Below are 22,690 nucleotides of genomic sequence, written 5' to 3' on the forward strand. Positions count from 1 at the left end.
CCTGCCGAGGGGAGCGGCAGGTTTTTCCGGAAGGCAGGAGGGGAAGCCTGTCTTCCAACTAATTATTGTTAAGAGGGGAAAATATTTTATGAAAAGGGAACTTATTGATTGATGCTTTCTCAGCTGATTTCTGTCTTAGATTCCTCCTTCCTTGTATGCTTGTATTATAGGCAAACATTATGGGATCATGATCAAAAACACGTGAAGGTTCCGTGAACTTCCTGAAGACTTTCTTAAGACCCCTGGTTTTGTTCTCCGCGGACAAGCTTCAGTCAAAAAGAAAACAGAAGCAAGCTTCCGTTTTCCTGGTTGGTTATCAGATTTTAAAGACTTAATAGACGGTGAAACCGCCGTCGGCAACGACGATCGAACCGGTGATGTGACGCGCTTCGTCCGAGGCGAAATACAGAATTGTCGACGCCTGTTCTTCTGAAGTCGCGTTGCGGCCCTGCAGCGTCTGAGTCTTGCCGGCGATCATGGAATTCTTCATGAATTCGGAAGGGTCGATGCCCTGCGCCTTCAATTCGGCGATCTTGGCATAGATCTTTTCCTTAGCCGCTTCAGTCAGCGGCGTATCGGTGCCGGCCGGGCAGACCGCGTTGCAGATGATGTTGTTTTTAGCATAGTCCATCGCAGTGGATTTCGTCAGGCCAACGACGCCGTGTTTGCTTGCGACATACGCCGGACCGGCCGGTGTGGCGCGGATCCCCGCGACAGAAGCCGTGTTGACGATCGCTCCGCCGTTTTCATTTTTCAACATATATTTGATTTCTTCCCGGATGCAGTAGAACATCGCGTTCAGATTGGCGTTGACGACACCGAACCAGTCATCGTCCGTCAGATCTTCGATCTTCTTGGAATCGCCGACGATGCCCGCGTTATTGATCGCGATATCCAGCCGTCCGTAAATTTCAATCGTCTTGGCGTACAGATTGATAATGTCCTCTTTTTGGGTGACGTCGCATTGGATGAATGTGGCCTCGCCGCCTGCCTCGCGGATTTCCTTTTCAATCGCTTGACCGCGCGCCTGATTCCGTCCGGCGATGACCACCTTCGCACCTTCCGCGCCCGCTCTTAAACATACAGCTTTGCCGATACCCGAGGTTCCTCCGGTCACGACCATGACCTTCCCGGCAAACCGATCCTGAATGATCATAATTTATTCCTCCCTTTTGATTATATTCATTATACCTCGGCGGGATTTGAAAGGCTACGGTTTTGTTACTTTTTTCACATTTTAAGCAGGCGGCGCTTTATTCGTTTCTGAAAAGCCAGGCTCTGCCCTCAAGACCCTCAGGCCGTTATTGCCTCCGCGGCCGGGGACAATCGCCGCAGCTGACCGTTCTCCAGCAGCACCCGTTCGTCACTGAACTGCGATACCGTTTCGGAATGGGTGACCACGATTACGGTCTTGCCGAATTCTTCCGCCAGCTGACGGAAAATCCGGATGATTTCCTGTTCGGTTGCCGTATCAAGATTTCCGGTTGGTTCATCCGCAAAGATCAGATCGACGTTGGCTGCCAGCGCCCGGGCGATCGCGATCCGCTGCTGCTCGCCGCCGGACAGCTTGGAAATCGGCCGTTCCGCTTTGGAGCGCACAATGCCGACTTTTTCCAGCAATGCGTAAGCAATTTCCCTGCGGTTCTTCGGCACGGCGTTGTCTGTCTCCGTCATCGCCAGCTCGACGTTTTCAATGCCGGTCAGGTAATTGATCAGATTGTATTGCTGAAAAACGATGCCGATCTGATTGCGGCGGTAATGGTACAGCCGGTTGGCTGTAATCTGTTCACCATTGTACCAGACCTCGCCGCTTTCAGCGCTGTCCAGGCCCGCCAGGATCGAAAGCAAGGTCGTCTTCCCGCTGCCGGAGGGGCCGAGAATCGTATAAAACCGGCCGTCCTCAAACGTATAGGAACAATCCTTCAGGATGCTGCGGCGATTTGCGCCGTCGGTGTAGCCATAATTTAAATTTACTAATTTTAACATGCGGTTGTCCTTTCTAATTCTGACTCATCAGAATCTTTTTCGGGTTGAAGCGAAGAACCATCATCGACGGTATCAAGGTACTGATGAAGACCACGCCGACGCCCAGAATAAAGATCTGAATCAGAATGCCCGCGTCCACACCGGCGTGATAGCTGGCCGTCACTTCTTCCTGGCTGACTTCATTAAACAAGGATTCCGAGGAGGAATACACGAAGCCGGCCGATTCACTCGTCTGGTTTTCCTGCACCTGCATCGCCAGCGCTTTTTCACCGACGTTCCCGGCAATCATCGAGCCGCTCACCGACGCCAGCACAAAGCCGATCATCGCCGTGATCAACAGCTCGGTAAACAGCTGACCGACAATCTTCACCTTGGATACGCCGATCGAAAGCAGGACGCCGATTTCCGTTTCCCGTGTCTTCAGGGTCAGTGCGCTGACCAGAGTAATGATGACAACGGCGTTGATCAGGACCACCGCTACGATCAGATCCGAGAACACCGTCAGGGTGTCAAGCGGTTTCGACAAACGCCGGTACATCTCGTCGTTGGCGTCCATGATCAGATATTCGTCAAGATTCTGATTATACTGATCGCGGAAGGCATCGACTTCCAGCGGATCGTTGAGTACAAAAACTACGCTGGACGGATCATAATCCTCAGGTTTGGCTTCCATCACCTTGGGATTCGCCTGATGGAATAACGTCATCAACGCAAGATCACGCTGAGCATAAAGCGGCAGCGGCACCAGCACCTGATTTGCCGGATGAGAATATTCGCTGGCCCATTGCAGCTCCTCGCTGCTCAGTTCTTCCGCACTGTCAAGAATTCCGACAATTTCCAGATCGAGAACGTTATCGTTCTGTGTATCCGCGATCGCGTTCATTTCCTCGTCGGAATACAGCTTGATCTTAATGAAATCGCCGACTGACAGATTATTCGCTTCCGCCAGCCGCTTGTCGATGACAGCGACCGGACTGCCGTTCTCAATTTCTTCCTGCGTGATCATCCGGCCCTGGGCAAGGCTCCATGTGCCGTCCGTCAGCTTATTCATCTGCGGAGAAAGCAGCCCCAGCAGCGTCAGATTCGGCTTCTGTTCGGTCTTCTGGCCGCTGCCGGACAGCGTTTCCGACACGACGATAGAACCTGAAAACATTCCGCCGTCATCCTCATCCTCCTCTTTCTGAGGCCGCTGAATCTCCACTGGCGCAAAACCATCCGCATATCCCATCGTGGAACGCGTCCAATCCGCGGATTTCACGCGGGAATCGGCTAACATTTTCTTAACCAGCTCCGGATCCGGTTTGGGATATGCGAATGTCTTGCGTTCTTCCTGATCCAGGCTCATATACTTTTCATACCAGGCGTCAAAGTCCATCGTAAACTCAACGACCGGATTCATTTTGCGGCGAGTTTCCGTCTTGGCCTCCGCTGCAGCCGAACTGATTGAAAATCCAACAACGACAAAGTTGGCGATCAGAAAAAACGTTAAAGTCAGAAGCAAGGATTTCGTCTTGCTTCGGGTTAAGTGCCGAAAGGCACGCTGAATGAAATTCATAGTCTGTTTCCTTTCCAGGGGCGCAAGGAAAACAACTTTCCTTCAAAAGCCCGTTTATTTAAATTTGTATTCATTATCGAATCATCGACGTCCGTCTTAAAATTTCCTTCCGGCCGCTGGCCGGATCGGACTGATTCACACAGTTCTCCGCTTTGAGTCAGACTGGAAACTGAATCTGGATCTGAAATTCACCCTCCTGCCAGACTGCCTGAATCGTTCCGCCCAGGCGGGTAACGATTTCCTGCGTGATCGCCAGTCCCAGACCGCTGCCGCCTAATTTACGGCTGCGTGAAGCGTCCAGCCGGTAAAACGGCTGAAACAGCTGGGAGCACTGGCTTTCGCTGATCGGCTCTGACGGATTGGCAATTACGATCTGAAGCTGTTTTTCGGTTTTGTTTAAATCAATCCGGATCGCACTGTGTTCCGGCGTGTATTTCACAGCGTTTTCCACACAGTTATACAGGCATCGGAGCAGCAGTGTCGGATCGGTATCCAGACAAGGATAAATCTCAGCCAGCCCGACGGTCAGCTGTTTTTGTTGAATCCGCGGGTCCAGTTCCTCAATAATCGTGCATAAGCAGTCGTGGACAGAACAGCGCTGACGCTGTTCGATCACCTGCGCGCTGTTGAGCTGAAGCAGGTTTTCCGCCAGCTGGTTCAGGCGGCGGATATTGCGCTGGGTAACTTCCAGAACCTCGGCCGCTTCCTCGGCGGTGTATTCCTCATCCTGACGCAGGGAATCCAGATTGACCTGAATCGAGGCCAGCGGTGTTTTCAGCTCATGCGCGGCATCGGCGGTAAACCGTTTCTGCCGCTCGAAAGCTTCGTCCAGCCGGCCGATCATCTGGTTGAGCGAATGACTCAGTTCCGCAACCTCCCGGATCCCATCTTCTTCTAAGCGGACCGACAGCTTGCCTTCGTCCAGCGCGCCGATGGAGGTTGACAGCTGCCGCAGCGGACGCGTCAGGCGGGAAACAGTCAGATAGATGCCCAGGGTTCCCAACAGAAGGATCGCCACCATTAACCCAACGACCTGAACTTGGATCTGGTCGTTGGCCGCGGTCGTGATCGCCACCATGCTTTGTTCCACCTGTTCCGGAACTTTTCCATCTTCAAGTTCGGCGAGTTTGGAATTAATGATAATTTGATCCACTTCGATTTTCTCCATGTCAGCATCACTCATGGATTCCGGATCCAACGTTTGGGCCGGCAGCACGCTGTACGCGTCTTTAAACGAAACGGCGTAATCCGTAATCACCATCGTGGCCTGCTCGGCCACGCCGACCAATCCGCGTGAACTGAACAGCACTGAGGAAACGGTAAGCAGCACACAGGCCGCCGTCAGAATCGCTGTGCATAACAGCGTGATTTTCACCTGAAGACTAAGCTTTTTCATTCGGATTCTCCTTCAGGCAATAGCCCAGTCCGCGCTGACATTCAATCCAGTCTTCACCGCTGGCTGCTGCCAGCTTGCGGCGCAGCGAAGACAAATGCACTTTAAACGCGTTGGAGAACAGGTCTTCGTCCTCGCCCCACACCTGGCTGATAATCGTTTCCGCGCTCAGCCGCTTGCCTTCGTGCAGCGCCAGCGTTTCCAAAATCTGCGTTTCCTTGGCCGTCAGCTTCAGCCGCTGATCCCGCACATAGACCTGATGGCTGCCGGTGTCGATCCGCAGCGAACCGCGGCAGACGACAACATCCTGGCGTATGAAACGCCGTCCGGTCAGATTGCGGATGCGCGCGAGCAGTTCTTCAAAGTGAAACGGTTTGACCAGGTAATCATCCGCGCCCAGGTCAAGCCCCTTCACTTTATCCCCCACCGAACCGCGGGCCGATAAGATGAGAACTTTCTGCTGCGGCTTCTCCGCGCGCAGCCGGCGAAGCAGATCTAATCCGTCCAGCCCCGGCAAATTTAAGTCGAGCAGAACGCAGCCGTAATCCTCGGCTAACGCCAAAGCCAGGCCGTCGCGGCCCTCACCGATCCATTCGACCTCATAGCCGTTTTTCCGCAGCCCGCGCTTCAGGCCCATCGCCAGATCTTCTTCGTCTTCCACAATCAAGAGTTTCATGCGTTTCTCCTTTCTATCCCCGGACATCTACGATTATAAACGCCCGCGGGTTAAGCTAAAGTTAAGAAAAGAGCCGGGCGGTCCGACGCTATCCTTTTTTCCGTTTTAATAAAATGATCGTCAGGCTGACGACGGCGGCGCTCAATCCGATCACATAGAGATAGCCATAGCGCCATTTCAATTCCGGCATCGCTGTAAAATTCATACCATACCAGCCGGCGATCAGCGACAGCGGCAGACAGATCGTCGTGACCAGCGACAGCGTCTTCATCGACTTGTTCAGCTGATAGTCCAGCTGGGCCTGATAGGATTGCTGCGCCTGAGTCAGACGGTCGCGCAGCAGCTGCACATTGTCGCGGTAACGGAGCATTCTCTCATTCAACAGTGTGAAGCTGCGCAGCTCGTCCTCAGCGAACAAATCGTTGCTGTTTTCTTCCAGATGCTCGTTGATGTTGATCAGCTGCTCATAATAGCGGTTCAGCGTCAGCAGCTCCTTGCCCAGCTGCAGGGTCTGCTGCCGGAAGTGCGGCGCTCGGGCGTCGAACACTTCTTTCTCCAGCGCATCAATCTGCATTTCCAGATCTTCATGAATATCCGGATCCTGAATTAAAATCTCCCGGAAAAAGCCGGCGACCAGCCGCGGCAGCGTCGCTTTCTCCGGCCGCAGCGTCTGCAGCATCCGCTGAACCGCTTCGCCGGTGCTGTCGTCTTCGTCGTACAGATCGACGACCAGGAAGCAGTTTTTCAGGATCAACAGTCCAATCCGATCGCGCTGTCCCAGGATCCGGCCAGGATTGATGAGATGCAGTACGCACCAGAACGCTTCCTCACTGACGCTCACCGCGTTGCGCATCAAAGACTCGCGTTCCTCAGGAACCGTCAGATGCAGCCCGGCTTCCGCAGCCAGCGCATGCAGCTGATCCTCACTGATAAAGCCGACGGTCAGATGACCGCAAGGATAGCTCAATTTTTCAATCGGCCGGTAGGTTTCTGCAATTTCAACAATCATATCGAATTTCACTCCTTTGGCCGCCGGTGAATTCCGTCATCGCCGGCCGTTCGCCTTCATTATACAACAGAAAACAGCCTGGAACGATCACGCATTCGTTGAACCGAGGCCCTCGCATTGCGACGTAATTTTCTTGATCCTGGACTCAGCGCAAATAAAAAGATTTTCCCGCCTGGTAATTCAGAGAATCGGTCGGTGGAAAAATCTTATCGTTTTTTTATTCCTGTTTTAATCTTTTATTGGAATGCGCAGAGTGCGTTTTTCGCCCAGTCGGAATCCTTGAGAAGCGCCCGGCCGACGCCGATCAGATCTGCCTTCCCGCTTTGCAAGAGCGCTTCCGCAGCCGCCGCTTCCGTGATTCCGCCCGTCAGCAGCACAGGAATAGAAACTGCTTGTTTCACCGCGGTGGAAAAATCCTGGAAATAGCCTTGTTCGCTGTGACCTGGACGAACATAGCCGCCTAAGCCGCCGGTGATGTCAATCAGATCAACGCCAGCCTTTTCAAACTGAATGCACGCAGACACCGCGTCTTCCATTGTACTGCCGTTTTCGAGGCCTTCGCATGCGCCTAACCGCAGCGCCAGCGGATACTCCGCACCCACTTGACTGCGGATCGCTTCGATAATCTGACAATGCAGGCGAATCCGGTTTTCCAGCACCCCGCCGTATTCGTCCGTCCGATGATTCGTCAGCGGCGAGTAAAACTGGTTGAGCAGATAGCCGTGGGCGGAATGGATTTCCACACCATCAAAGCCGGCGGCCTGAGCCCGGCGGGCAGCTTCCTTGAAATTCGCGATCACCTTCTCAAGATCCTGCGCTGTCATGGCCTTGGGCAGGCGGTTGTCCTTCGCCTTGGGATGCTTCAGAGCGCTGGGCGCTAACGGGACGCGTCCGGTGACTTCTTCTTTCGCCGCGCTTCCGGCATGATTAAGCTGAGCGAATACGGGTGAACCATTGGCATGAATCGCCGCTGTCAATTCACGCAGTCCCGCCAGATCTTCATCGCTGGAAATCGATGTCTGGTTTGCGCTGGCCTGCCCTTCCGCTGAAATAAAGCTGTGTTCCATGATGATCAAGCCCAGTGCGCCGCCGTCGGATTTCTCCTGATAGTAGCGAATCAAGTCCGGCGTAACCTTGCCGTTTTCCGCTTTGGACGTTGCCATCGGCGGCATGACCAGCCGGTTTTTTAATATTAAGTTTCCTACCTGAACGGGTGAAGTCAGTAATTTCATGGATGTGTCCTCCTCTTGACATTGTAATTCAGTTATATCATAATTCTTCCAAATCAGTAAGTACGCACAAAAAAGTGAGAACCTATCTAAAAGGAGAGTATGATGAAAACACAAGAGAACGTGAAGCCTGTCGACATCCGGCCGTTTGCCTACGCCATCTCGTTGATCGACGGAAAATGGAAGATGCACATCCTGTTCTGGTTATGGAAACAAGACACGCTGCGTTACAGCGAACTGAAGCGCTCGCTCGGCAATGTAACACATAAAATGTTAAGCTCCCAGCTGAAAGAACTGGAAGCCGACGGATTGGTGCTGCGCCGGGAATATCCGCAGGTTCCGCCGAAGGTGGAATACAGTCTGACGGAGAAAGGCAAGTCGATGATGCCGATTCTCAGTGAGCTGTGCCGGTGGGGAAACCAGAATGTCCCGGACGGATGGGAACAGAACTGACGTTTCTTATTCCTGAAGTGCAAGCAATATAAAAGAAATCCATCTTGTCATCACACCAGAATACCCACTTGCGGGTATCGCCGGTAAGTTCTTCATTCAGCCGGTCTATGATTTACTTTAGATTTAGCTCTGCCATCCTTCTTCCTCAATCAGAAGCTCCCAGTGTCCATTACGGCTGCTTCCTACTCTCCTGATAATCTGTTGTTTTTTTATCTTGTTCAGATAATATTCCACACGGTCTATCATCCATCCCCATTCCAAGGCCAACTCTTTTTGAGTCATCTCAGACTGGTTATACACAAGTGCAAGAATAGCCTTATCTTCGTGGGTAAAACAGAGACCGTCTTTTTGGGTAGAACTTTGGGTAGTTTGGGCAGCGACACCATCGCTACCAAACATACCTTCTCTCTGCCGGTACATATTCACCCGGAAATTCCCGTCAAGATCAATAAAATCAGGTTCCGGCAATCCACACTCCCGGCACTTATGGAAAATCCGGGGAGCCCCATTTTTCAATGATCTTCATGTAAGCAAAGGCGCAGGCAAGGACACGGTTTCATAGTTTGGAATGGTCTTTCTTCAATCTCCGCAGATCTCATTCAAATTATAAAACGAATTCTTTTCCCTACAAAATAAAAAACGGAAGAAACGACCTCAGTCCCTGTTCCTTCCTACTCTATGAGCCTATTTATCATATCTTGAAAAATCAAATTTGTAAATACCCTTGCGATCAACTTTGACCTGATGAGAAAACCATCCTATTTTCCAATTTTGAAAAATATTCATTTTTGGAAAATAGATTCGTTAAATGTGTTGACCGTCGATCCATCTTTGAGCCATAGACCTTTCAATAAAATTGTTTTATTTCTTTTTAATCTTTTTAATAACGCGCTCATGTCTGCGCTTTCTTGAACACGAATGCGTTTAAGCTCCTCGATAAACCTGAATTGATTATTCATGTCCGAATAGTTCCGCTATCCAGGATTTTGGTTTCACCGGGCGTCCGCAGCTGAACGCGTCGAAGCTGCCATGGATCAGGCTGCCTTTGCCGTCCCCCTGCGTGATCACCACGGTGTTATTCTGATATTCCGCACGGATGTCCTCGTTCACTTCAAATCGTTTGATATTCTGGGCGACGATCACCGGACGGGACTCTGTGTCCACACCGTCAGTTAATTCGGAGTATACTGCATAGATCTGATTTTTCAGGCCGGCTTCTTCATGAACACGGGAATCCGCCTGAATCTGAAACCGAACTTCTTCTGTTTCCCCGACGATCGTACAAAGGGAACAGAACAAACATAGACTCATCATTACCATCAGCTTCTTCATAAAAAAACCGTCCTTCCTGTTGCTTTCAGGATGGACGGATTTTCCATTTTTATACCAAGATCTTGCACAGAACAAGCTTACAGATTGAAGTAGACGAACAACATCCGGTCCTTGCCATTGATGTCCTTGACCACCTCGGCGCGCACATCGCCGAAGGTTTTTCTGACCTCCGCCAACAGCGCCGCCTTCTGATTCCAGCCAATTTCAAACGCCATCATCGCTTTGTCCTTCAGCACCTGCGGTGCGGCCGCGAAGACCTGACGGTAAAACTTCAAGCCGTCTTCGCCGCCAAACAGTGCGACGTGCGGTTCATAATCCTTAACCGAAGCTTCCAGCGTTTCCTCCTGCGGAATGTACGGCGGATTGCAGATCAGAAGATCAACCTTCATTCCCGCGTCAATCACCGGCTGTGCCATATCGCCGACCAGAAACTTCACGTCAACGCCTAAGCTCGCAGCATTCGCTTTCGCCACTTCTACCGCTTCCGCGCTGATATCCGTAGCGCTCATGCGGATTTTGGGTTCTTCCTTGGCCAGCGACAACGCGATCGCGCCGCTGCCGGTTCCGATATCCACCGCGTCGATTGTTTTTGCCTCTGCGAAATATTCATCCAGATCCGCCAGGATATTCGCGACCAGCTCTTCCGTTTCCGGGCGGGGGATCAGGACATTTTCATTAACCTGAAACCGATAGCCGTAAAACCAGGAGTAACCTAAAACATACTGCATCGGCTCCTGTTTCAGAATCCGCTTCATTCCCGCCTGATATTGTTCTACCAGCTCCGCCGGCGCTTCGTCCTCATAATGCAGGTACAGATCGTAGCTTTCTTTCTGACTGAGCTCCAACAGAAATACCTGCGCGGTTTCCTGCGGAATCTGCGCCTGTTCCAATAACGGCAGCGCTTCGTGAATCAGCTCGCGGAAACTAGGCATTATTTTCGCCTGCCAGCTTCTGCCGCTGTTCTTCCGCCAACAGCGCCGCAATCACATCGTCCAGCTTGCCTTCCATAATCCGGTCCAGCTGGTTGATCGTAAAGCCGATCCGGTGATCGGTCACGCGGTTCTGCGGGTAGTTGTATGTCCGGATCTTTTCCGAACGGTCGCCCGTGCCGATTTTCGCCCGCCGGACCGCGCCTTCTTCTTCCTCTTTCTGACGTGTGAGTTCTTCGTAGACCCGCGCGCGGATTAAGCGCAGCGCGGTTTCACGGTTTTCATGCTGGGAACGGCCTTCCTGACAGTTGACTGTAATTCCGGTCGGCACATGCACGATCCGGACCGCGGAATCAGTCTTGTTGATATGCTGGCCGCCGGCGCCGGAAGCCCGGTGTGTTTCAAAGGTCAGGTCCGCCGGATCGATTTCGATATCCGCTTCCTCCGCATCCGGCAGCACCAGGACGGTCGCTGTCGACGTATGAATCCGCCCCTGGGTCTCCGTCTTCGGCACCCGCTGCACGCGGTGCGCGCCCGATTCAAATTTCAGCTGACGATACACCTCGCCGCCCTTGACCAGAAATGAAATCATCGAGAAGCCGCCCGCTTCCGATTCGCTCATTTCCAGCACCTGGATTTTCCAGCCCTGCGTTTCCGCATACCGCACATACATCCGGTACAGATCGCCGGCGAAAATATTCCCTTCGTCGCCTCCGGCTGCGCCGCGGATTTCCACGATGCAGTCGTGATCGTCGTTGGGATCCTTCGGGATCAGCAGCACTTCGATCTTCGCAATCAACGCTTCTTTCTTGGGAAGCAGTTCCTCCAGCTCCATCTGCGCCATTTCCTTCAGCTCCGGATCATGTTCCTTCGCCATTTCTTCCGCCTGCTCGATATGCGAATTCAGGCTCTTTAATTCCTCGTAAGCCTCTACGGATTGTTTCAGCGAAGCCTGTTCCTTGCCCAGCTTCGCCAGCCGTTTCGGATCGGAAACAATTTCCGGAGACATCATTTCCTCGTTGATTTCATTGTAACGCTCTTCAATCGACTGAAGCCGTTTCATCATTGCATCCATTATTTACCCTCCTTATGCAGTTTTTACTTCCTGCGTTAAATCGATCAGCCATGCGCCCTTAAAGTAACGCTTTAAGCCGATGACCATGCGTACCAGCTGTTCCACCTGAATGATCAGGAAGACCAGCGCAATGCTTGTGAAATGCAAGCCTTCAACGAGAATGAAGGCCAGCGGCAGGCCGACGATCCACATGATTCCCGCATCCAGAAACGCCAGGAATTTGGAATCCCCGCCGGCCCGCAGCGCCGAGAACACCAGCACATTGAACATCCGCAGCGAGATCCGGATTGAGAAGATCCGGACGATCAGCACCGCTTCCTGAATCACGTTCGCGTTCTGCAAGCCGAACAGATCGACCATCGGATGCGCGAAGCCCAGAATCAACAGCGACGACACGGCCGACAGCACGACGGCCAGCGCCACAAACCAGTTTCCCTGCCGTTTTGCCAGCTCCAGATCACCCTGACCTAACGAAGCGCCCAGAATCGCGCCGTTGGCGCTGTTTAAGCCCTGGACGATGAAGAAGAACATGTTGGAGATCTGATTGCCGACATAGTAAGCGTCCATCGCTTCGGTGCCCAAGCGCCCGAAGGCGCGGATATATAAAGTATTGCCGAAACCGAAAAATAATTCATTCAGCACTAACGGATACGCCCGGCGTAAGATCGGCTGGACAAAGTCAGAGCTGAGCGCGAACATTTCCCGTGGCGTTCCGATGAACGACTGTTTCGATTTATAAGCGTAGACGATATGAATCATCAACCCCGTCGTCTGCGCGATCAGCGTCGCCAGTGCGGCGCCCTGCACACCCATCTGCGGAAATCCGAAGTGACCGAAGATCAGACAGTAGTTCAGGACGATATTCACCGCCATGCTGACAAGGCCGATCAACATCGGCACATGCGTTTTCTGTATGCAGCGGTAGGCGAATGAGAACATCGTGATCAGCGCCCCCGGCAGATAAGAGATCATCGCGATCATCAGATACTGCAGCGCGGATTCGATGACCGTCGGATCCGGAATGTAAAAGCGCATCAGCTGACGGCCGAAGAAAACCGAAGCCGCCATCCAGACCAGCGCGTTGATCAGGCTCAGGATCACGCCCAGACCGAATGCCTTTTTCTCACTTTTCAAATCCTGCTTGCCGAAGAACTGCGACATGAAGATTCCCGCACCGCTGGCGACGCCGAAGCCCACCGTCATCATCAGATTTTCAATCTGGGCCGCGGTGCCGACGGCGGTCACCTGACCAATCCAGGAAACCATCATACTGTCGGCGATCCCCATCGCGCTGTTGAGCAGCTGCTGCAGCGCCAGCGGAACGGAAATCAGAAATACTTTTTTATAGAAATCTTTTGGTGCGATCCACTTTTTCAGCGCTTCAGTCATGGTCCAGCCCCAGATGGGACGGCTTGTTTTTAATCTGGTGACAATGCCGGCAGCGCGCTTCATAGCTTTCCGACGCCCCGACCAGGATGATCGGATCGTCGTAATTGGCCGGTTCGCCGTTGACTAAACGCTGCGTGCGGGTTGCCGGAGCGCCGCAGATCGTACAGACGGCCGTCAGCTTCGTGACAAATTCCGCCTTGGTGATCAGAATCGGCATCACGCCGAACGGTTCGCCCTTGAAATCCATGTCCAGGCCGGCCGCCATCACCCGCTTGCCTTTTTTCGCGTAGTAATCGCAGATTTCTATAATATCTTCATCGAAGAACTGAACCTCGTCGATGGCGATCACATCGACCGAATCATCGACGTAGTTCAGAATTTCCTTCGCTTCCCGGATCACGATGCTGTCGACCTCACTTCCGGCATGGGAAACCACTTTAGTTTCGCTGTACCGGTTATCGATCGCCGGCTTAAACACCAGCACTTTTTTCTTCGCAAATTCCAGCACCTTGATGCGCCGGATCAACTCTTCGGTTTTACCCGCAAACATACACCCGGAAATGACTTCCACATAGCCCGGGCGGTATTGATGATACATCATAATTCCGCTCCTTTTCTTTCCTTGAACGCTTTGTTTAATTTATCCTTTCCTATTGTACAGGAATTGATGGCTACTTTCCACCCTTGGAGAACGGTTAAAAGCCGAAAGAATCAATATTTTCATGGATCACGCGAAGCAGCGTCTTCTGATACTCCGCCTGATGTTCCGGCGTATAAATCTCGCTTTCCAGATCCTCATACAGTCCTTCCGCCACGTTACCCGGATCCGCAGCGCTGCGCCGGATCGCTTCCTTCAGCGCCTCGGCATAGAAATTCAGGCCCCAGGCTTCGGCCGCTTCCTTGCCATAAATTAACATGTCCATACCATGATTCGCCAACAGCTGAGGGATGCCGCCGCAGCCGATTTCCTCGTTGACGATCGGCAGGGTTAAAACATGCCGGTGAACATCCGGAATCTGCACGAGCAGCTCGGGTTCCTCCAGACCTTCGCGATAATAATGGAACAGCCAGTTGCTGACTGCCGTCAACAGCCGGTTGTCCGTCATCCTTTTCAACTTTTTCTTCGTTACATTCCGATCCTTAATCATTAAAAACAACCCGTAGATCAGTGCGAGGACAAACAGCGCCCCGCTGAACATCGCTAACATCAACGATCCCCCCATTCTTTATTCAGCCTTATCACTAAAGCAGATTCCATGGTTCCCCTTCAAAGTCAAAAAAATAAGGGGCTTGCGCTCCCTTATCCTTTTTCGCGTTGTTATTTCTTCAATCCGTACTTCTGATTGAACTTTTCGATCCGGCCCTGAGCGGCTGCGAAACGCTGTCTTCCTGTATAGAACGGATGGCAGTTTGAGCAGGTATCGACGCGGATATCGTCTTTGACTGAACCTGTTTCAAACGTATTGCCGCAAGTTGTGCAGGTGACTGTGACCTTATGGTAGTTTGGATGAATTCCTTTTTTCATAATTACTCTCCTTCCGCCTTGGACCTCTTCGCGTGTCCAAAGTAAGTGCTTATATATCTTAGCATAGCGCCTTCGCAAAAGCAATCCCAAATTTCTTAATTTTCGCCTTAGTTAAGCGCTTTTTTCACCATGGAAGGAAGGGGTTTCCAGATCAAAAATGATGTCTTGGCCAAACTCGGATTGCTTTGAGAAAATTGAATGGTTTTCCGCTGATAAACGCCATACTGCCGTTTATTCAAAGAAGACTTCCGCCCTTCGCTCTAATTCGTGCTTGTTGAATGATCCGTTTGACATTCCGTTAAACCGCTGGTCATCGCGTCCAGCTTCGCGCAGACTTCAGCTTCCCTTTCGCCAACCGGGCGCAGAATCCCAACCGGCGTTCGCTGGCAGCTCTGCCCCAGCGGATTATCCCGCAATGCGGCGGCCAGCCGGCGTCGGGACAGGGACGTGGGCCACAGCCCCAGAATCTCAACGCCGTAATCGTTGGCGTCGATGATTGCGGCCGGATGATGTAGCCGCTCGGCACAATGCCGGGCAACGGCCTGCGGATCGGAGGGGCCCAGCACGACGTAATGATTGTAGGGCGGCAGGGTATAGCCGCACGGTCCGTCGATTGTCGACGCTTTTTTCCCCGCCACCTGATAAAACCAGCCTTTCTGACCTGACAGCCGGCCCAGCGCCCCCGCCAGTGCCGCGAACAGGATCCGGATTACGCCGCATTCCTCGATGGCCATCTGCATTGTTTCCGGCATCCCCAATCCGATGCCGCGCGGTGTCTTCGTCACAAACCGGCTGAGCAGCCGCGCTAAGCGCCCCGGTACAATCGCCGACAACGGGATCGCCCGGCCTTGGGTGCAGGCCACCATCTTTTCGCTGATAAACACCAGATCGTCAGCTTCCAATTCGGGCAATACAAGCTGTGTCAACAAGGCGTCCAGATCGTCGCCTTCCGCGATAACCGGCGTCGGGATCGCGAACCGGTCGTAGCTCCGGCCTTCAACTTCGATTCTTTTTTGTTTCTGTTCATTGACTTTCAACATCGGCACTTCCTCATTTCCTGAGGATAGTCTAGCCGGCAGTTGTTCTAAAGCTGTATTTGATTTGTCATGAAGTTGTAAAAGATATTGATTTCCTGATCATTGTACAATCGAATATTCCACAGTTTCCAGAGAGCGCAGTAAGTCCTGAACAAACTTGCCCGTACCGAACGCCAGCGGCTGTCCGTCGGACAAACGCATATACAAATAGCCCAGCTTTCCGCTGCCGTCGCCCAAAACCGCAAGACCCATGTCATTTTCCAGCTTCCGGATCTGAATCTCTGACAACGAATCGGCGTTAAAATCCGGGCGGCAGCGCTGAAACCAGGCGGAGGCATAATTCCAGATCTTAAGCTGCGTTTCTGCATCAGTCAGCTGAGAGGAACCAGCGTCAAACGCCGACTGCGCCGCCAGCACCTCCTGCGTTTGATCATCAAGACATAATCCATAGCCCATCTCGTAAGTCTTCTTATCCATCAGAAAAATAATCGTATAGGTCTGCTTCGTTTTATCCACGTCCCAATAGGGCGATTCCGCGATCATCTGATAACTGAAATTCCAGTCTCCAGGATCCAATGCCAGATTAAAATACTGATTCAGCGTATCCACGGTCTGGGCTTTTTGTCGTTCCTCCGCCGTCGGCGGCGCCGTGACGACCGCCGTCCTGTTCATCGGATAATCCCGCACGATCAAGGTCTCTGAATTAGCGCAGCCCGTCAGCGTCAGAATGCCCAGCAGAAAACAGCAGGATTTTATGATTCGGCTTTTTCTTTTATTGTTCCTCATGCGTCTTCTCCTTATCCTGCTCGGACTTTCCCATCCGTGCTTTTGTTTGCGAAGCTTCTGCTTTCGCGTCCGCAGCCAGAGTTTCCGGAGGAAAGACAAAGCGAACTTCCGTGCCGTGTCCTGGCTGACTGTCAATCTCCACCATGCCGCCGTGAGCCTGGACGATCCGCTGAGTCAGCGCCAGTCCCAATCCCGCGCCATGGTGCTTCCGGCTGCGCGCCTGATCTTCCATCACAAAGGGCTGAAGCATCCGTTCCGGATGCGGATCCTGAATGCCGCAGCCTTCATCCCGCACCGTGATCTGCCAGCCGGTTTCCGTTGTTTTCGCCTCAATCGTAATCAACGTTTGGGGTTGGCTGGCTTTCACCGCGTTGTCCAAAACGTTGCGCAGCGCCGCCTGCATCAGTTCCTCGTCGATCAGCACCGTCAGCGGTTCGCACTCGACGCAGAGCCGCAAGGATTTTTCACGCAGCGCCGGTTTTAGCCGCAGTACCGCCTGTTCAATAAAAGAATCCAGCGCCGCGGCAGAACATTCGCTTAACGGCCGGGCTGCGACGATCAGCTGCATCAGCCTTGACGACAGCCGCTCCATTCGGCGGGCTTCGGATTCGATGATATCCAGCGCCTGTTCAGCGTCCTGCGGTGACATCTTCGTCCGGCGCAAAAGCTGCGTATAGCCCAGAATTGAGGTCAGGGGTGTCTTCATTTCATGGGATAAATTATTGATAAAGATCTCTTTTTCCTGATTTTCAGTTTCCAGCTCAGCCACTTTCTGTTCAACAGTTTCCGCCATCCGGTTAAAGTTTTCCGCCAGCGTTTTCAATTCCTGCGCCCCGCTCACCGGCACCCGCTGGCTCCAGCGGCCGCCCGCGATCTGCCTTTCCCCTTCCGCCAGTTGTTCGACCGGCTGCGTCAGACGGCGGCTGACCACGATCAGCGCGAGCCAGTACACCGCATAGGCTGCCAGATTGATGAAGAAAAACAAACCGAGCTGATTCTGAACATTCCGGCGCAGCGCCCCGAGATCCGCGCTGGACTGGATGATCAGGCGCGTATCATTCAGCGGCAGCACATGCGCGGAAATCAGAACCGGGCCGGCCGCAGTATTTTTAATTTTCATCCAGATCTGATCGTTTTGCGGCGTTTCCATCTGGTCGTCGTCAATCTCGGGGAATCCGCTGTCCGCCATGATCCGGCCTTCCTCATCTAAAATCCGCACGCCGGTTTCCAGCGCACTGTCCGCCAGAATTTTTTCCAGCTGGTTTTGCAGCTGCCGCTGCGGAGAAAAGGAGGACGGCGTAAACGCCATCAAGGCGGCCGCGCTTGAAAGCATCCCGTCGATCGCACGGTTCTGGGCGATCAGCGCATCGATCTGATCCTGCTGCCGCAGCCGGGCACTGATTTCAATCAACGTTAAGCCGGATCCGCTGAAAATCAGCGCGAAGACCGCGAACGCGCTCAACGCCAGCTGATGCCGGAGCTTCACGAACGATCCTCCAGCCGGTAGCCGATCTTATACACCGAAACGATTTGTTTGCTCAGCCCCAGCTTTTTACGCAGCGACGCGATGTGCATATCGACGGTGCGGGTCGTGCCTTCATAATCATCATGCCATACCTTTTCCAAAATTTCTTCCCGGTACAGCGCGATATTGCGGTTGCGGATCAAAAAGACGAACAGATCGAATTCTTTCGGCGTCAGCTCGATCACGCCCGCCGGGCCATACACCTGACGCTGGTCTTCATCGATCGTCAGATTTTGAAATTTCAGCACGCTGTTTTTCCGGCCGGTCCGGCGAAGAACGCTTTCCACCCGCGCCAACAGCTCCATCATCTCAAACGGCTTGGTGATGTAATCGTCCGCACCAGCCTGCAGCGCCTGGACTTTATCCGCCAGCTGACTGCGGGCGCTGACAAAAATCACAGGTACCTGATAACGGCGGATCTTGTCCAACAGCGTAAAACCATCCTCACCTGGGAGCATCACGTCCAGCAGAATCAGATCGATCCCGCCCTGCTCCAGCGTTTCTATCAAGGTCCGGCCATCGCTCATTTCCAGCGCTGCGTAACCCGCTGTCGTCAGCGCCATCCGCATCAAGGTACGGATCGGTGCTTCATCCTCAACTAAGAGTAGTTTTCCCATGATCAAGCCTCCCTGTCTGGATATGATCGGTTTGTGGAAAAGATTTTTTCCTGATTCTCTGTCTTCATTATAACAGCCTGCTTTACTCGCAACCTTTACGAAAAACGAAAGATCATGACAAAATGCAGCGGAATCGTCAGACTTTTGACAGAGTCAGCCCGTTTTCAACACTTTTATAAAACTTTCATACGGTGGATCCAGAGTATGACACTTTAGCGTTCGACCATTACAGCCAAGTTAGAAGATCGTTGTTCTTTATTTATAGATCTACTTCAGGCATCCTTTTTTCTTCTCAAAAAAAGTCGTGAATTCGGTATAATAGGGATAAATAAAGACAAGTCCGGCAATCCCGGAAAACATTGCGGCGGCACAAAACCGCCTGTGTCAAAATTGAATAGAATTCGGAGAAAAAGCCATGAATCACATTGCGATTATTGAAGATGAATTAGAAACTGCCCATCAATACCACGACCTCTTGGAAAGCTATCTTCACCAGCGGCAGCGTTGTGCCGTCATTGATCTTTATCCTCAGGGGAAAACCTTCCTGGAAAGCTTTCGAAAACAGTACGATCTGTTGCTGATGGACATCCAGATGGACGAGATGGACGGAATAGAAACCGCCCGTTACGTACGGAAACAAGATCCCGAGGTCTGCCTGATTTTTATCACGTCGATGGAACAGTTCGCAATCCAGGGCTATCAGGTCGAGGCCTTCCGCTATCTGCTGAAGCCATTAAATCCTGAAGAATTGTTCAGCGCCCTCGATAAAGCATATGCACGAATTGACAAAGCGGCGCCGCAGCGAATTTTAATCCGCACGCTGGAAGGGGAAACCCAGCTGGAAGTAAATCAAATCGAATATGCCGAAATTCGCCAGCGGCAGCTGTGGATTCATTGCGGGGTCCAGCTTTACCGATGCAACATGACGCTCAACCGGTTTGAAGAACTGCTGAACAATCCGGATTTTTTCCGCTGCCATGAAGGCTATCTGATCCATATGAAATATGTCCGCCGCTTCGGCCGGCAGGAAGTGATCATGAACAGCGAAGCTGTGATTCCAGTAAGCCGTATGAAGAAAAATGATTTTCTGGCGGCTTTTGCCCGCTATGTAGGAGCGCGTCAGGATGTTTGAGCTGATTGGCGCAGGGATGGAAGTCTGGGCTGTCCACCGGTTATTCGCCGCTTTACCCGCCCGCTGTAACAAGTTGAAATATCCGTTGTGGATCAGCGCAGTGCTGGCTTGTTTCCTGCTGACCCGGATTCTGCCTGACCGTTACCATACGATCTATTATCTAATTTATTATTTCATTCTCGGTTTGTTCCTGCTGCTGGATAAACAGTCCGACTTCAAGAATTTTATTTACAATTGGATGCTGCTCTTTTTTCTTAGCTTTCCGCTGAAGCGCGGAATTCAGCACCTCAGTTATATTCTTCCGCGACGTTATCCCGGCTTATCCGCTGCGTTTTTTCCCCTTATAGGAGCAGTCGGTATTCTGCTTGTCTTTGAAATTGCGCGCCGGCTGCTTCGTCCGCGGATCAACCGGTATCTGCATTTCTGGACGTTGCTGGCGATGGGCCTGTGTTTATTTTCAATCTTATACATAAATCTGTTGATCGCCTCCACACTGGATTATGCGCATTTAATCGCCGGCTGGTTCGACGCTTCACTTCCGTTGGCCATCTGCGTGCTTTTATGTATTTGCGGACTGACTTTCGTCATCAACAATCAAAAGACGGTCGAACTCATTGAAACGGAAAAAAACCTGCAGCTTCGAGTTGAGCTGAAGCATAAGGAAATCGAACAGATCCAGCTGAAAAAGGAACTGATCGAGCGGACCAACCGTGAATATCACGACATGAAGAACCATCTGAAATATCTTGAACAGCTTTCCCAGCCAGACCAGAAAGCGTATCTGCACGCGCTGCAGAAAGAAATGCAGGATTATATCCCGATCGTGACGACAGATAACGATGCGCTGGATACGGTTTTGGCGGATAAAACGATTCAGGCGCGGCAAGCCTGCATTGTCTTAACGGCGACGATTGAATATCAGAATTTAGCGTTTCTTCAGCCGATGGATATCGTCACCTTGTTCGGCAACGCACTCGACAATGCGATCGAGGCCTGTCAGCAGCTGCCAGAGAATGAGCGGAAAATCCGGCTGCGGATCACGCAGCGCAACGGCTGGCTTTTAATCCAGATCAGCAATCCGCTGTCCCGGCCGCTCACTTGGTCCGATGGCCGACCGGCGACCACGAAAGACGGAGCAGGGCATGGTCTGGGACTCTGCTCCATTGAGAAAACGGCGGAGCATTTAGGTGGTATCGTGCAATTGGATGACGCTGATCATCAATTCACGCTGCAGATTTTTCTGCCGGCCTGTACCGATTAAGCAACGAATCCTTCCGATCACGCAATCTCACTAGCAAACATTTTCACAAATTCGTAAAATGAGGGCAAATCGAGGAGGAAAGAAAATGAAAAACACGAAAGGCATCACCCGCCGCGACTTTTTAAAAGGCGCTGCGGCTTCCGCTGCCGGACTGGCAGCGGCCGGCTTGTTAGGCGGCTGCGCAGCTCAGTCCCAGAACGAACCTGAATCGCCATCCACCCCCACTCCTGAAATCCCTGCTGCTGACTGGCGGACAGCACCGGCTCCAGTTGCCGACAGCGAAATTAAGGAAACTTATGACGCCGACGTCATCATCGTCGGTTTGGGCCACGCCGGCATTGCCGCCAGCCGGGCCGCCATTGAAAAAGGCGTTTCCGTCATCACGTTGGAAAAGCAGGATGAAGACATTTTCAGTGTTTTAGGCAACGACATCGGTCATCTGAATTCCCAATGGCTGAAAAACCACGGCGTAGCGGAAGTCGATCCGGTTGAAGCGATGCAGGATTGGCAGATGCGTTCGCTGTATCGTTGCAATGCGCCGCTGGTCATGAAATTCTTGCAGAAGTCTGGTTCGGCTTTTGACTGGTACATCGAGCCGTTTTCTCCGGACGATATCAATACTATCCGCGTTTCCAACATGCCGTATCCGACGCATTATGATTTCAGCGGCACCTGCGGCGGTCAGAAGTTCTGGCCAGGTACCGCGCAGTTTTCCGGACGGTATTTCGACGGGAATTTCAGTCTGATCGACGCAGCAAAAAAAGAACGAGACTACGCCGTCGGCATGGGCCTGACGATCCATTATTCCACATCGGGTTATCAGCTGATCAAAGATGACACCGGCAGAGTCACCGGCGTGATCGCGATCAACAAAGATGGAAACTACGTTCGATACAACGCGGCCAAAGGTGTCATTCTGGCAGCCGGAGATTTCGGCGCCGATGCGCAGATGGTCAACGAGCTGTGTCCGGAACTGGTCGATACCAACGCTCTGCACAACACGGAAGCCACAATCAGCATGGGCCGCGACGGCAGCGGCATCAAAATGGCGGTCTGGGCCGGAGCGCAGCTGGAGCCACGCCCGCTGCCAGCGATGGGCGGCATCGAATTCAAACCAGCGCCGGCAGGGCCGGCGGGAATCCTGTGGCTGGATAAGAATTACAAGCGCTACACGACCGAAGCGGTCGGCGACGGCGTTTACAGCGTCCAGTCTGCACGCAAATCAGGAAAGATCACCAGTGTTTTCGATTCGCATTACATGGAGTATCTGCAATACTTCCCAGCCGCACATGGCTCGATTTTCCTCAATCACGAAAGTCTGGCCGCCGATGACGGCGCGACAGTGCAGGCGGCGCTGGACGCCGCGGTCGCCGCAGGCAAAGAAGGCTATGTTGTGGAAAACTTCATCCTCGGTTCCGGGACTTTATATGCCGCCAATACCATGGAGGAGTTAGCGGAAGACCTCAAGCTGGAAGGCGCAGAGAAAGAAACCTTCCTGGCCTCGGTTGATCGCTACAATGAACTGTGCGCCAAGGGTGTCGATGAGGATCTCGGCAAGGAAAGCCGTTATCTGTTCTCTGTCCAGGACGCGCCGTTCTTTGCGATCCAAAGCGAAGTAACCGGCGGCCATGCATTAGTCACGGTCGGCGGCATCATGGCAACAGAGAATCAACAGGCTCTGAATCATGACCTCGATCCGATTGACGGCCTGTTCGTTACGGGCAACTGTTGCGGCGAACGCTGGGGATTCCAGTATTTTACGCCGATTCCGGGTGTCAGTA

23 protein-coding genes are annotated in these 22,690 nt (G+C 52.5%); 4 read left to right on the top strand and 19 right to left on the bottom strand.

Features of this window, described 5'->3' with window-relative positions:
* Positions 1–331: 331 nt before the first annotated feature.
* The 7 genes from HOLDEFILI_RS04205 to HOLDEFILI_RS04235 all read right to left on the bottom strand — a co-directional run bounded on the left by HOLDEFILI_RS04205 (position 332) and on the right by HOLDEFILI_RS04235 (position 7,851).
* Complete coding sequence (locus HOLDEFILI_RS04205; RefSeq protein WP_006058212.1) at positions 332–1,156, bottom strand: SDR family NAD(P)-dependent oxidoreductase; 825 nt, start codon at positions 1,154–1,156, stop codon at positions 332–334.
* A 137-nt stretch (positions 1,157–1,293) separates the two neighbouring features.
* Complete coding sequence (locus tag HOLDEFILI_RS04210) at positions 1,294–1,986, bottom strand: ABC transporter ATP-binding protein (RefSeq protein WP_006058213.1); 693 nt, start codon at positions 1,984–1,986, stop codon at positions 1,294–1,296.
* A 13-nt stretch (positions 1,987–1,999) separates the two neighbouring features.
* The gene (locus HOLDEFILI_RS04215; protein WP_006058214.1) at positions 2,000–3,541 is read right to left on the bottom strand and encodes an ABC transporter permease; all 1,542 of its coding nucleotides are present in this window, start codon (positions 3,539–3,541) and stop codon (positions 2,000–2,002) included.
* 157 nt (positions 3,542–3,698) lie between these two features.
* A complete protein-coding gene (locus HOLDEFILI_RS04220; protein WP_006058216.1) occupies positions 3,699–4,937 on the bottom strand; it encodes a sensor histidine kinase in 1,239 nt (412 codons plus the stop codon).
* Positions 4,924–5,610 (bottom strand): response regulator transcription factor, encoded by a 687-nt coding sequence (locus HOLDEFILI_RS04225; protein WP_039863864.1) that lies wholly within the window; start codon positions 5,608–5,610, stop codon positions 4,924–4,926. The genes HOLDEFILI_RS04220 and HOLDEFILI_RS04225 overlap by 14 nt, the downstream gene beginning before the upstream one ends.
* Positions 5,611–5,698: 88 nt before the next feature.
* On the bottom strand, positions 5,699–6,619 hold the full coding sequence (locus tag HOLDEFILI_RS18220; RefSeq protein ID WP_006058218.1) for a magnesium transporter CorA family protein: 921 nt from the start codon (positions 6,617–6,619) through the stop codon (positions 5,699–5,701).
* A 236-nt stretch (positions 6,620–6,855) separates the two neighbouring features.
* On the bottom strand, positions 6,856–7,851 hold the full coding sequence (locus HOLDEFILI_RS04235) for an NADH:flavin oxidoreductase (RefSeq protein WP_006058220.1): 996 nt from the start codon (positions 7,849–7,851) through the stop codon (positions 6,856–6,858).
* Positions 7,852–7,953: 102 nt separating this feature from the next.
* On the opposite strand from HOLDEFILI_RS04235, the gene HOLDEFILI_RS04240 reads away from it, so the two are divergent.
* Positions 7,954–8,301: a winged helix-turn-helix transcriptional regulator gene (locus HOLDEFILI_RS04240; protein ID WP_039863865.1), complete on the top strand. Its 348-nt coding sequence runs from the start codon at positions 7,954–7,956 to the stop codon at positions 8,299–8,301.
* Positions 8,302–8,424: 123 nt separating this feature from the next.
* On the opposite strand, the gene HOLDEFILI_RS04245 is transcribed toward HOLDEFILI_RS04240, so the two are convergent.
* The 12 genes from HOLDEFILI_RS04245 to HOLDEFILI_RS04300 form a co-directional block, all read right to left on the bottom strand.
* Positions 8,425–8,769, bottom strand: coding sequence for a hypothetical protein (locus HOLDEFILI_RS04245; RefSeq protein WP_006058222.1), 345 nt, complete (start codon positions 8,767–8,769; stop codon positions 8,425–8,427).
* 483 nt (positions 8,770–9,252) lie between these two features.
* Entirely contained in the window at positions 9,253–9,633 is a 381-nt protein-coding gene (locus HOLDEFILI_RS04250) for a hypothetical protein (protein WP_006058224.1), read from the bottom strand.
* A 77-nt stretch (positions 9,634–9,710) separates the two neighbouring features.
* The gene (prmC, locus tag HOLDEFILI_RS04255) at positions 9,711–10,565 is read right to left on the bottom strand and encodes a peptide chain release factor N(5)-glutamine methyltransferase (RefSeq protein ID WP_006058225.1); all 855 of its coding nucleotides are present in this window, start codon (positions 10,563–10,565) and stop codon (positions 9,711–9,713) included.
* Positions 10,558–11,637, bottom strand: coding sequence for a peptide chain release factor 1 (gene prfA / locus HOLDEFILI_RS04260; protein WP_006058226.1), 1,080 nt, complete (start codon positions 11,635–11,637; stop codon positions 10,558–10,560). Before prfA ends, prmC begins: the two co-directional genes overlap by 8 nt.
* A gap of 12 nt (positions 11,638–11,649) precedes the next feature.
* Complete coding sequence (locus HOLDEFILI_RS04265) at positions 11,650–13,026, bottom strand: MATE family efflux transporter (protein WP_006058227.1); 1,377 nt, start codon at positions 13,024–13,026, stop codon at positions 11,650–11,652.
* The gene (locus HOLDEFILI_RS04270) at positions 13,019–13,624 is read right to left on the bottom strand and encodes a thymidine kinase (protein ID WP_039864017.1); all 606 of its coding nucleotides are present in this window, start codon (positions 13,622–13,624) and stop codon (positions 13,019–13,021) included. The genes HOLDEFILI_RS04265 and HOLDEFILI_RS04270 overlap by 8 nt, the downstream gene beginning before the upstream one ends.
* A 97-nt stretch (positions 13,625–13,721) precedes the next feature.
* On the bottom strand, positions 13,722–14,234 hold the full coding sequence (locus HOLDEFILI_RS04275) for a DMP19 family protein (protein WP_039863868.1): 513 nt from the start codon (positions 14,232–14,234) through the stop codon (positions 13,722–13,724).
* A gap of 110 nt (positions 14,235–14,344) precedes the next feature.
* Positions 14,345–14,551, bottom strand: coding sequence for a 50S ribosomal protein L31 (gene rpmE, locus HOLDEFILI_RS04280; protein WP_006058230.1), 207 nt, complete (start codon positions 14,549–14,551; stop codon positions 14,345–14,347).
* A gap of 260 nt (positions 14,552–14,811) precedes the next feature.
* Positions 14,812–15,591, bottom strand: a complete 780-nt coding sequence (locus HOLDEFILI_RS04285) for a coenzyme F420-0:L-glutamate ligase (protein WP_006058232.1) — start codon at positions 15,589–15,591, stop codon at positions 14,812–14,814.
* Between the two features lie 96 nt (positions 15,592–15,687).
* Positions 15,688–16,374, bottom strand: a complete 687-nt coding sequence (locus HOLDEFILI_RS04290; protein ID WP_006058233.1) for a hypothetical protein — start codon at positions 16,372–16,374, stop codon at positions 15,688–15,690.
* On the bottom strand, positions 16,361–17,860 hold the full coding sequence (locus HOLDEFILI_RS04295) for a sensor histidine kinase (RefSeq protein WP_006058234.1): 1,500 nt from the start codon (positions 17,858–17,860) through the stop codon (positions 16,361–16,363). Before HOLDEFILI_RS04295 ends, HOLDEFILI_RS04290 begins: the two co-directional genes overlap by 14 nt.
* Positions 17,857–18,516 (bottom strand): response regulator transcription factor, encoded by a 660-nt coding sequence (locus tag HOLDEFILI_RS04300; RefSeq protein ID WP_006058235.1) that lies wholly within the window; start codon positions 18,514–18,516, stop codon positions 17,857–17,859. The genes HOLDEFILI_RS04295 and HOLDEFILI_RS04300 overlap by 4 nt, the downstream gene beginning before the upstream one ends.
* A gap of 415 nt (positions 18,517–18,931) precedes the next feature.
* Between HOLDEFILI_RS04300 and HOLDEFILI_RS04305 the strand changes: the two genes are divergently transcribed.
* From HOLDEFILI_RS04305 to HOLDEFILI_RS04315, 3 genes are all read left to right on the top strand, one after another.
* Complete coding sequence (locus HOLDEFILI_RS04305) at positions 18,932–19,648, top strand: LytR/AlgR family response regulator transcription factor (RefSeq protein ID WP_006058237.1); 717 nt, start codon at positions 18,932–18,934, stop codon at positions 19,646–19,648.
* Positions 19,641–20,909, top strand: coding sequence for a GHKL domain-containing protein (locus HOLDEFILI_RS04310; protein WP_006058238.1), 1,269 nt, complete (start codon positions 19,641–19,643; stop codon positions 20,907–20,909). The genes HOLDEFILI_RS04305 and HOLDEFILI_RS04310 overlap by 8 nt, the downstream gene beginning before the upstream one ends.
* Positions 20,910–20,994: 85 nt before the next feature.
* On the top strand, positions 20,995–22,690 hold a 1,696-nt coding region (locus HOLDEFILI_RS04315; protein ID WP_039863870.1), incomplete at its 3' end, for an FAD-binding protein.

The sequence above is a fragment of the Holdemania filiformis DSM 12042 genome, from assembly GCF_000157995.1.
GTDB lineage: Bacteria > Bacillota_I > Bacilli_A > Erysipelotrichales > Erysipelotrichaceae > Holdemania > Holdemania filiformis.

What these genes read in the sequence shown, in the direction of transcription:
- HOLDEFILI_RS04300 (WP_006058235.1), bottom strand. Translation starts at nt 18,516, where the DNA reads ATGGGAAAACTACTCTTAGTTGAGGATGAAGCACCGATCCGTACCTTG.
- HOLDEFILI_RS04285 (WP_006058232.1), bottom strand. Translation starts at nt 15,591, where the DNA reads ATGTTGAAAGTCAATGAACAGAAACAAAAAAGAATCGAAGTTGAAGGC.
- HOLDEFILI_RS04215 (WP_006058214.1), bottom strand. Translation starts at nt 3,541, where the DNA reads ATGAATTTCATTCAGCGTGCCTTTCGGCACTTAACCCGAAGCAAGACG.
- prfA (WP_006058226.1), bottom strand. Translation starts at nt 11,637, where the DNA reads ATGGATGCAATGATGAAACGGCTTCAGTCGATTGAAGAGCGTTACAAT.
- HOLDEFILI_RS04225 (WP_039863864.1), bottom strand. Translation starts at nt 5,610, where the DNA reads ATGAAACTCTTGATTGTGGAAGACGAAGAAGATCTGGCGATGGGCCTG.
- HOLDEFILI_RS04270 (WP_039864017.1), bottom strand. Translation starts at nt 13,624, where the DNA reads ATGTATCATCAATACCGCCCGGGCTATGTGGAAGTCATTTCCGGGTGT.
- HOLDEFILI_RS04220 (WP_006058216.1), bottom strand. Translation starts at nt 4,937, where the DNA reads ATGAAAAAGCTTAGTCTTCAGGTGAAAATCACGCTGTTATGCACAGCG.
- HOLDEFILI_RS04305 (WP_006058237.1), top strand. Translation starts at nt 18,932, where the DNA reads ATGAATCACATTGCGATTATTGAAGATGAATTAGAAACTGCCCATCAA.
- HOLDEFILI_RS04290 (WP_006058233.1), bottom strand. Translation starts at nt 16,374, where the DNA reads ATGAGGAACAATAAAAGAAAAAGCCGAATCATAAAATCCTGCTGTTTT.
- HOLDEFILI_RS04235 (WP_006058220.1), bottom strand. Translation starts at nt 7,851, where the DNA reads ATGAAATTACTGACTTCACCCGTTCAGGTAGGAAACTTAATATTAAAA.
- HOLDEFILI_RS18220 (WP_006058218.1), bottom strand. Translation starts at nt 6,619, where the DNA reads ATGATTGTTGAAATTGCAGAAACCTACCGGCCGATTGAAAAATTGAGC.
- HOLDEFILI_RS04250 (WP_006058224.1), bottom strand. Translation starts at nt 9,633, where the DNA reads ATGAAGAAGCTGATGGTAATGATGAGTCTATGTTTGTTCTGTTCCCTT.
- rpmE (WP_006058230.1), bottom strand. Translation starts at nt 14,551, where the DNA reads ATGAAAAAAGGAATTCATCCAAACTACCATAAGGTCACAGTCACCTGC.
- HOLDEFILI_RS04310 (WP_006058238.1), top strand. Translation starts at nt 19,641, where the DNA reads ATGTTTGAGCTGATTGGCGCAGGGATGGAAGTCTGGGCTGTCCACCGG.
- prmC (WP_006058225.1), bottom strand. Translation starts at nt 10,565, where the DNA reads ATGCCTAGTTTCCGCGAGCTGATTCACGAAGCGCTGCCGTTATTGGAA.
- HOLDEFILI_RS04265 (WP_006058227.1), bottom strand. Translation starts at nt 13,026, where the DNA reads ATGACTGAAGCGCTGAAAAAGTGGATCGCACCAAAAGATTTCTATAAA.
- HOLDEFILI_RS04275 (WP_039863868.1), bottom strand. Translation starts at nt 14,234, where the DNA reads ATGTTAGCGATGTTCAGCGGGGCGCTGTTTGTCCTCGCACTGATCTAC.
- HOLDEFILI_RS04240 (WP_039863865.1), top strand. Translation starts at nt 7,954, where the DNA reads ATGAAAACACAAGAGAACGTGAAGCCTGTCGACATCCGGCCGTTTGCC.
- HOLDEFILI_RS04210 (WP_006058213.1), bottom strand. Translation starts at nt 1,986, where the DNA reads ATGTTAAAATTAGTAAATTTAAATTATGGCTACACCGACGGCGCAAAT.
- HOLDEFILI_RS04205 (WP_006058212.1), bottom strand. Translation starts at nt 1,156, where the DNA reads ATGATCATTCAGGATCGGTTTGCCGGGAAGGTCATGGTCGTGACCGGA.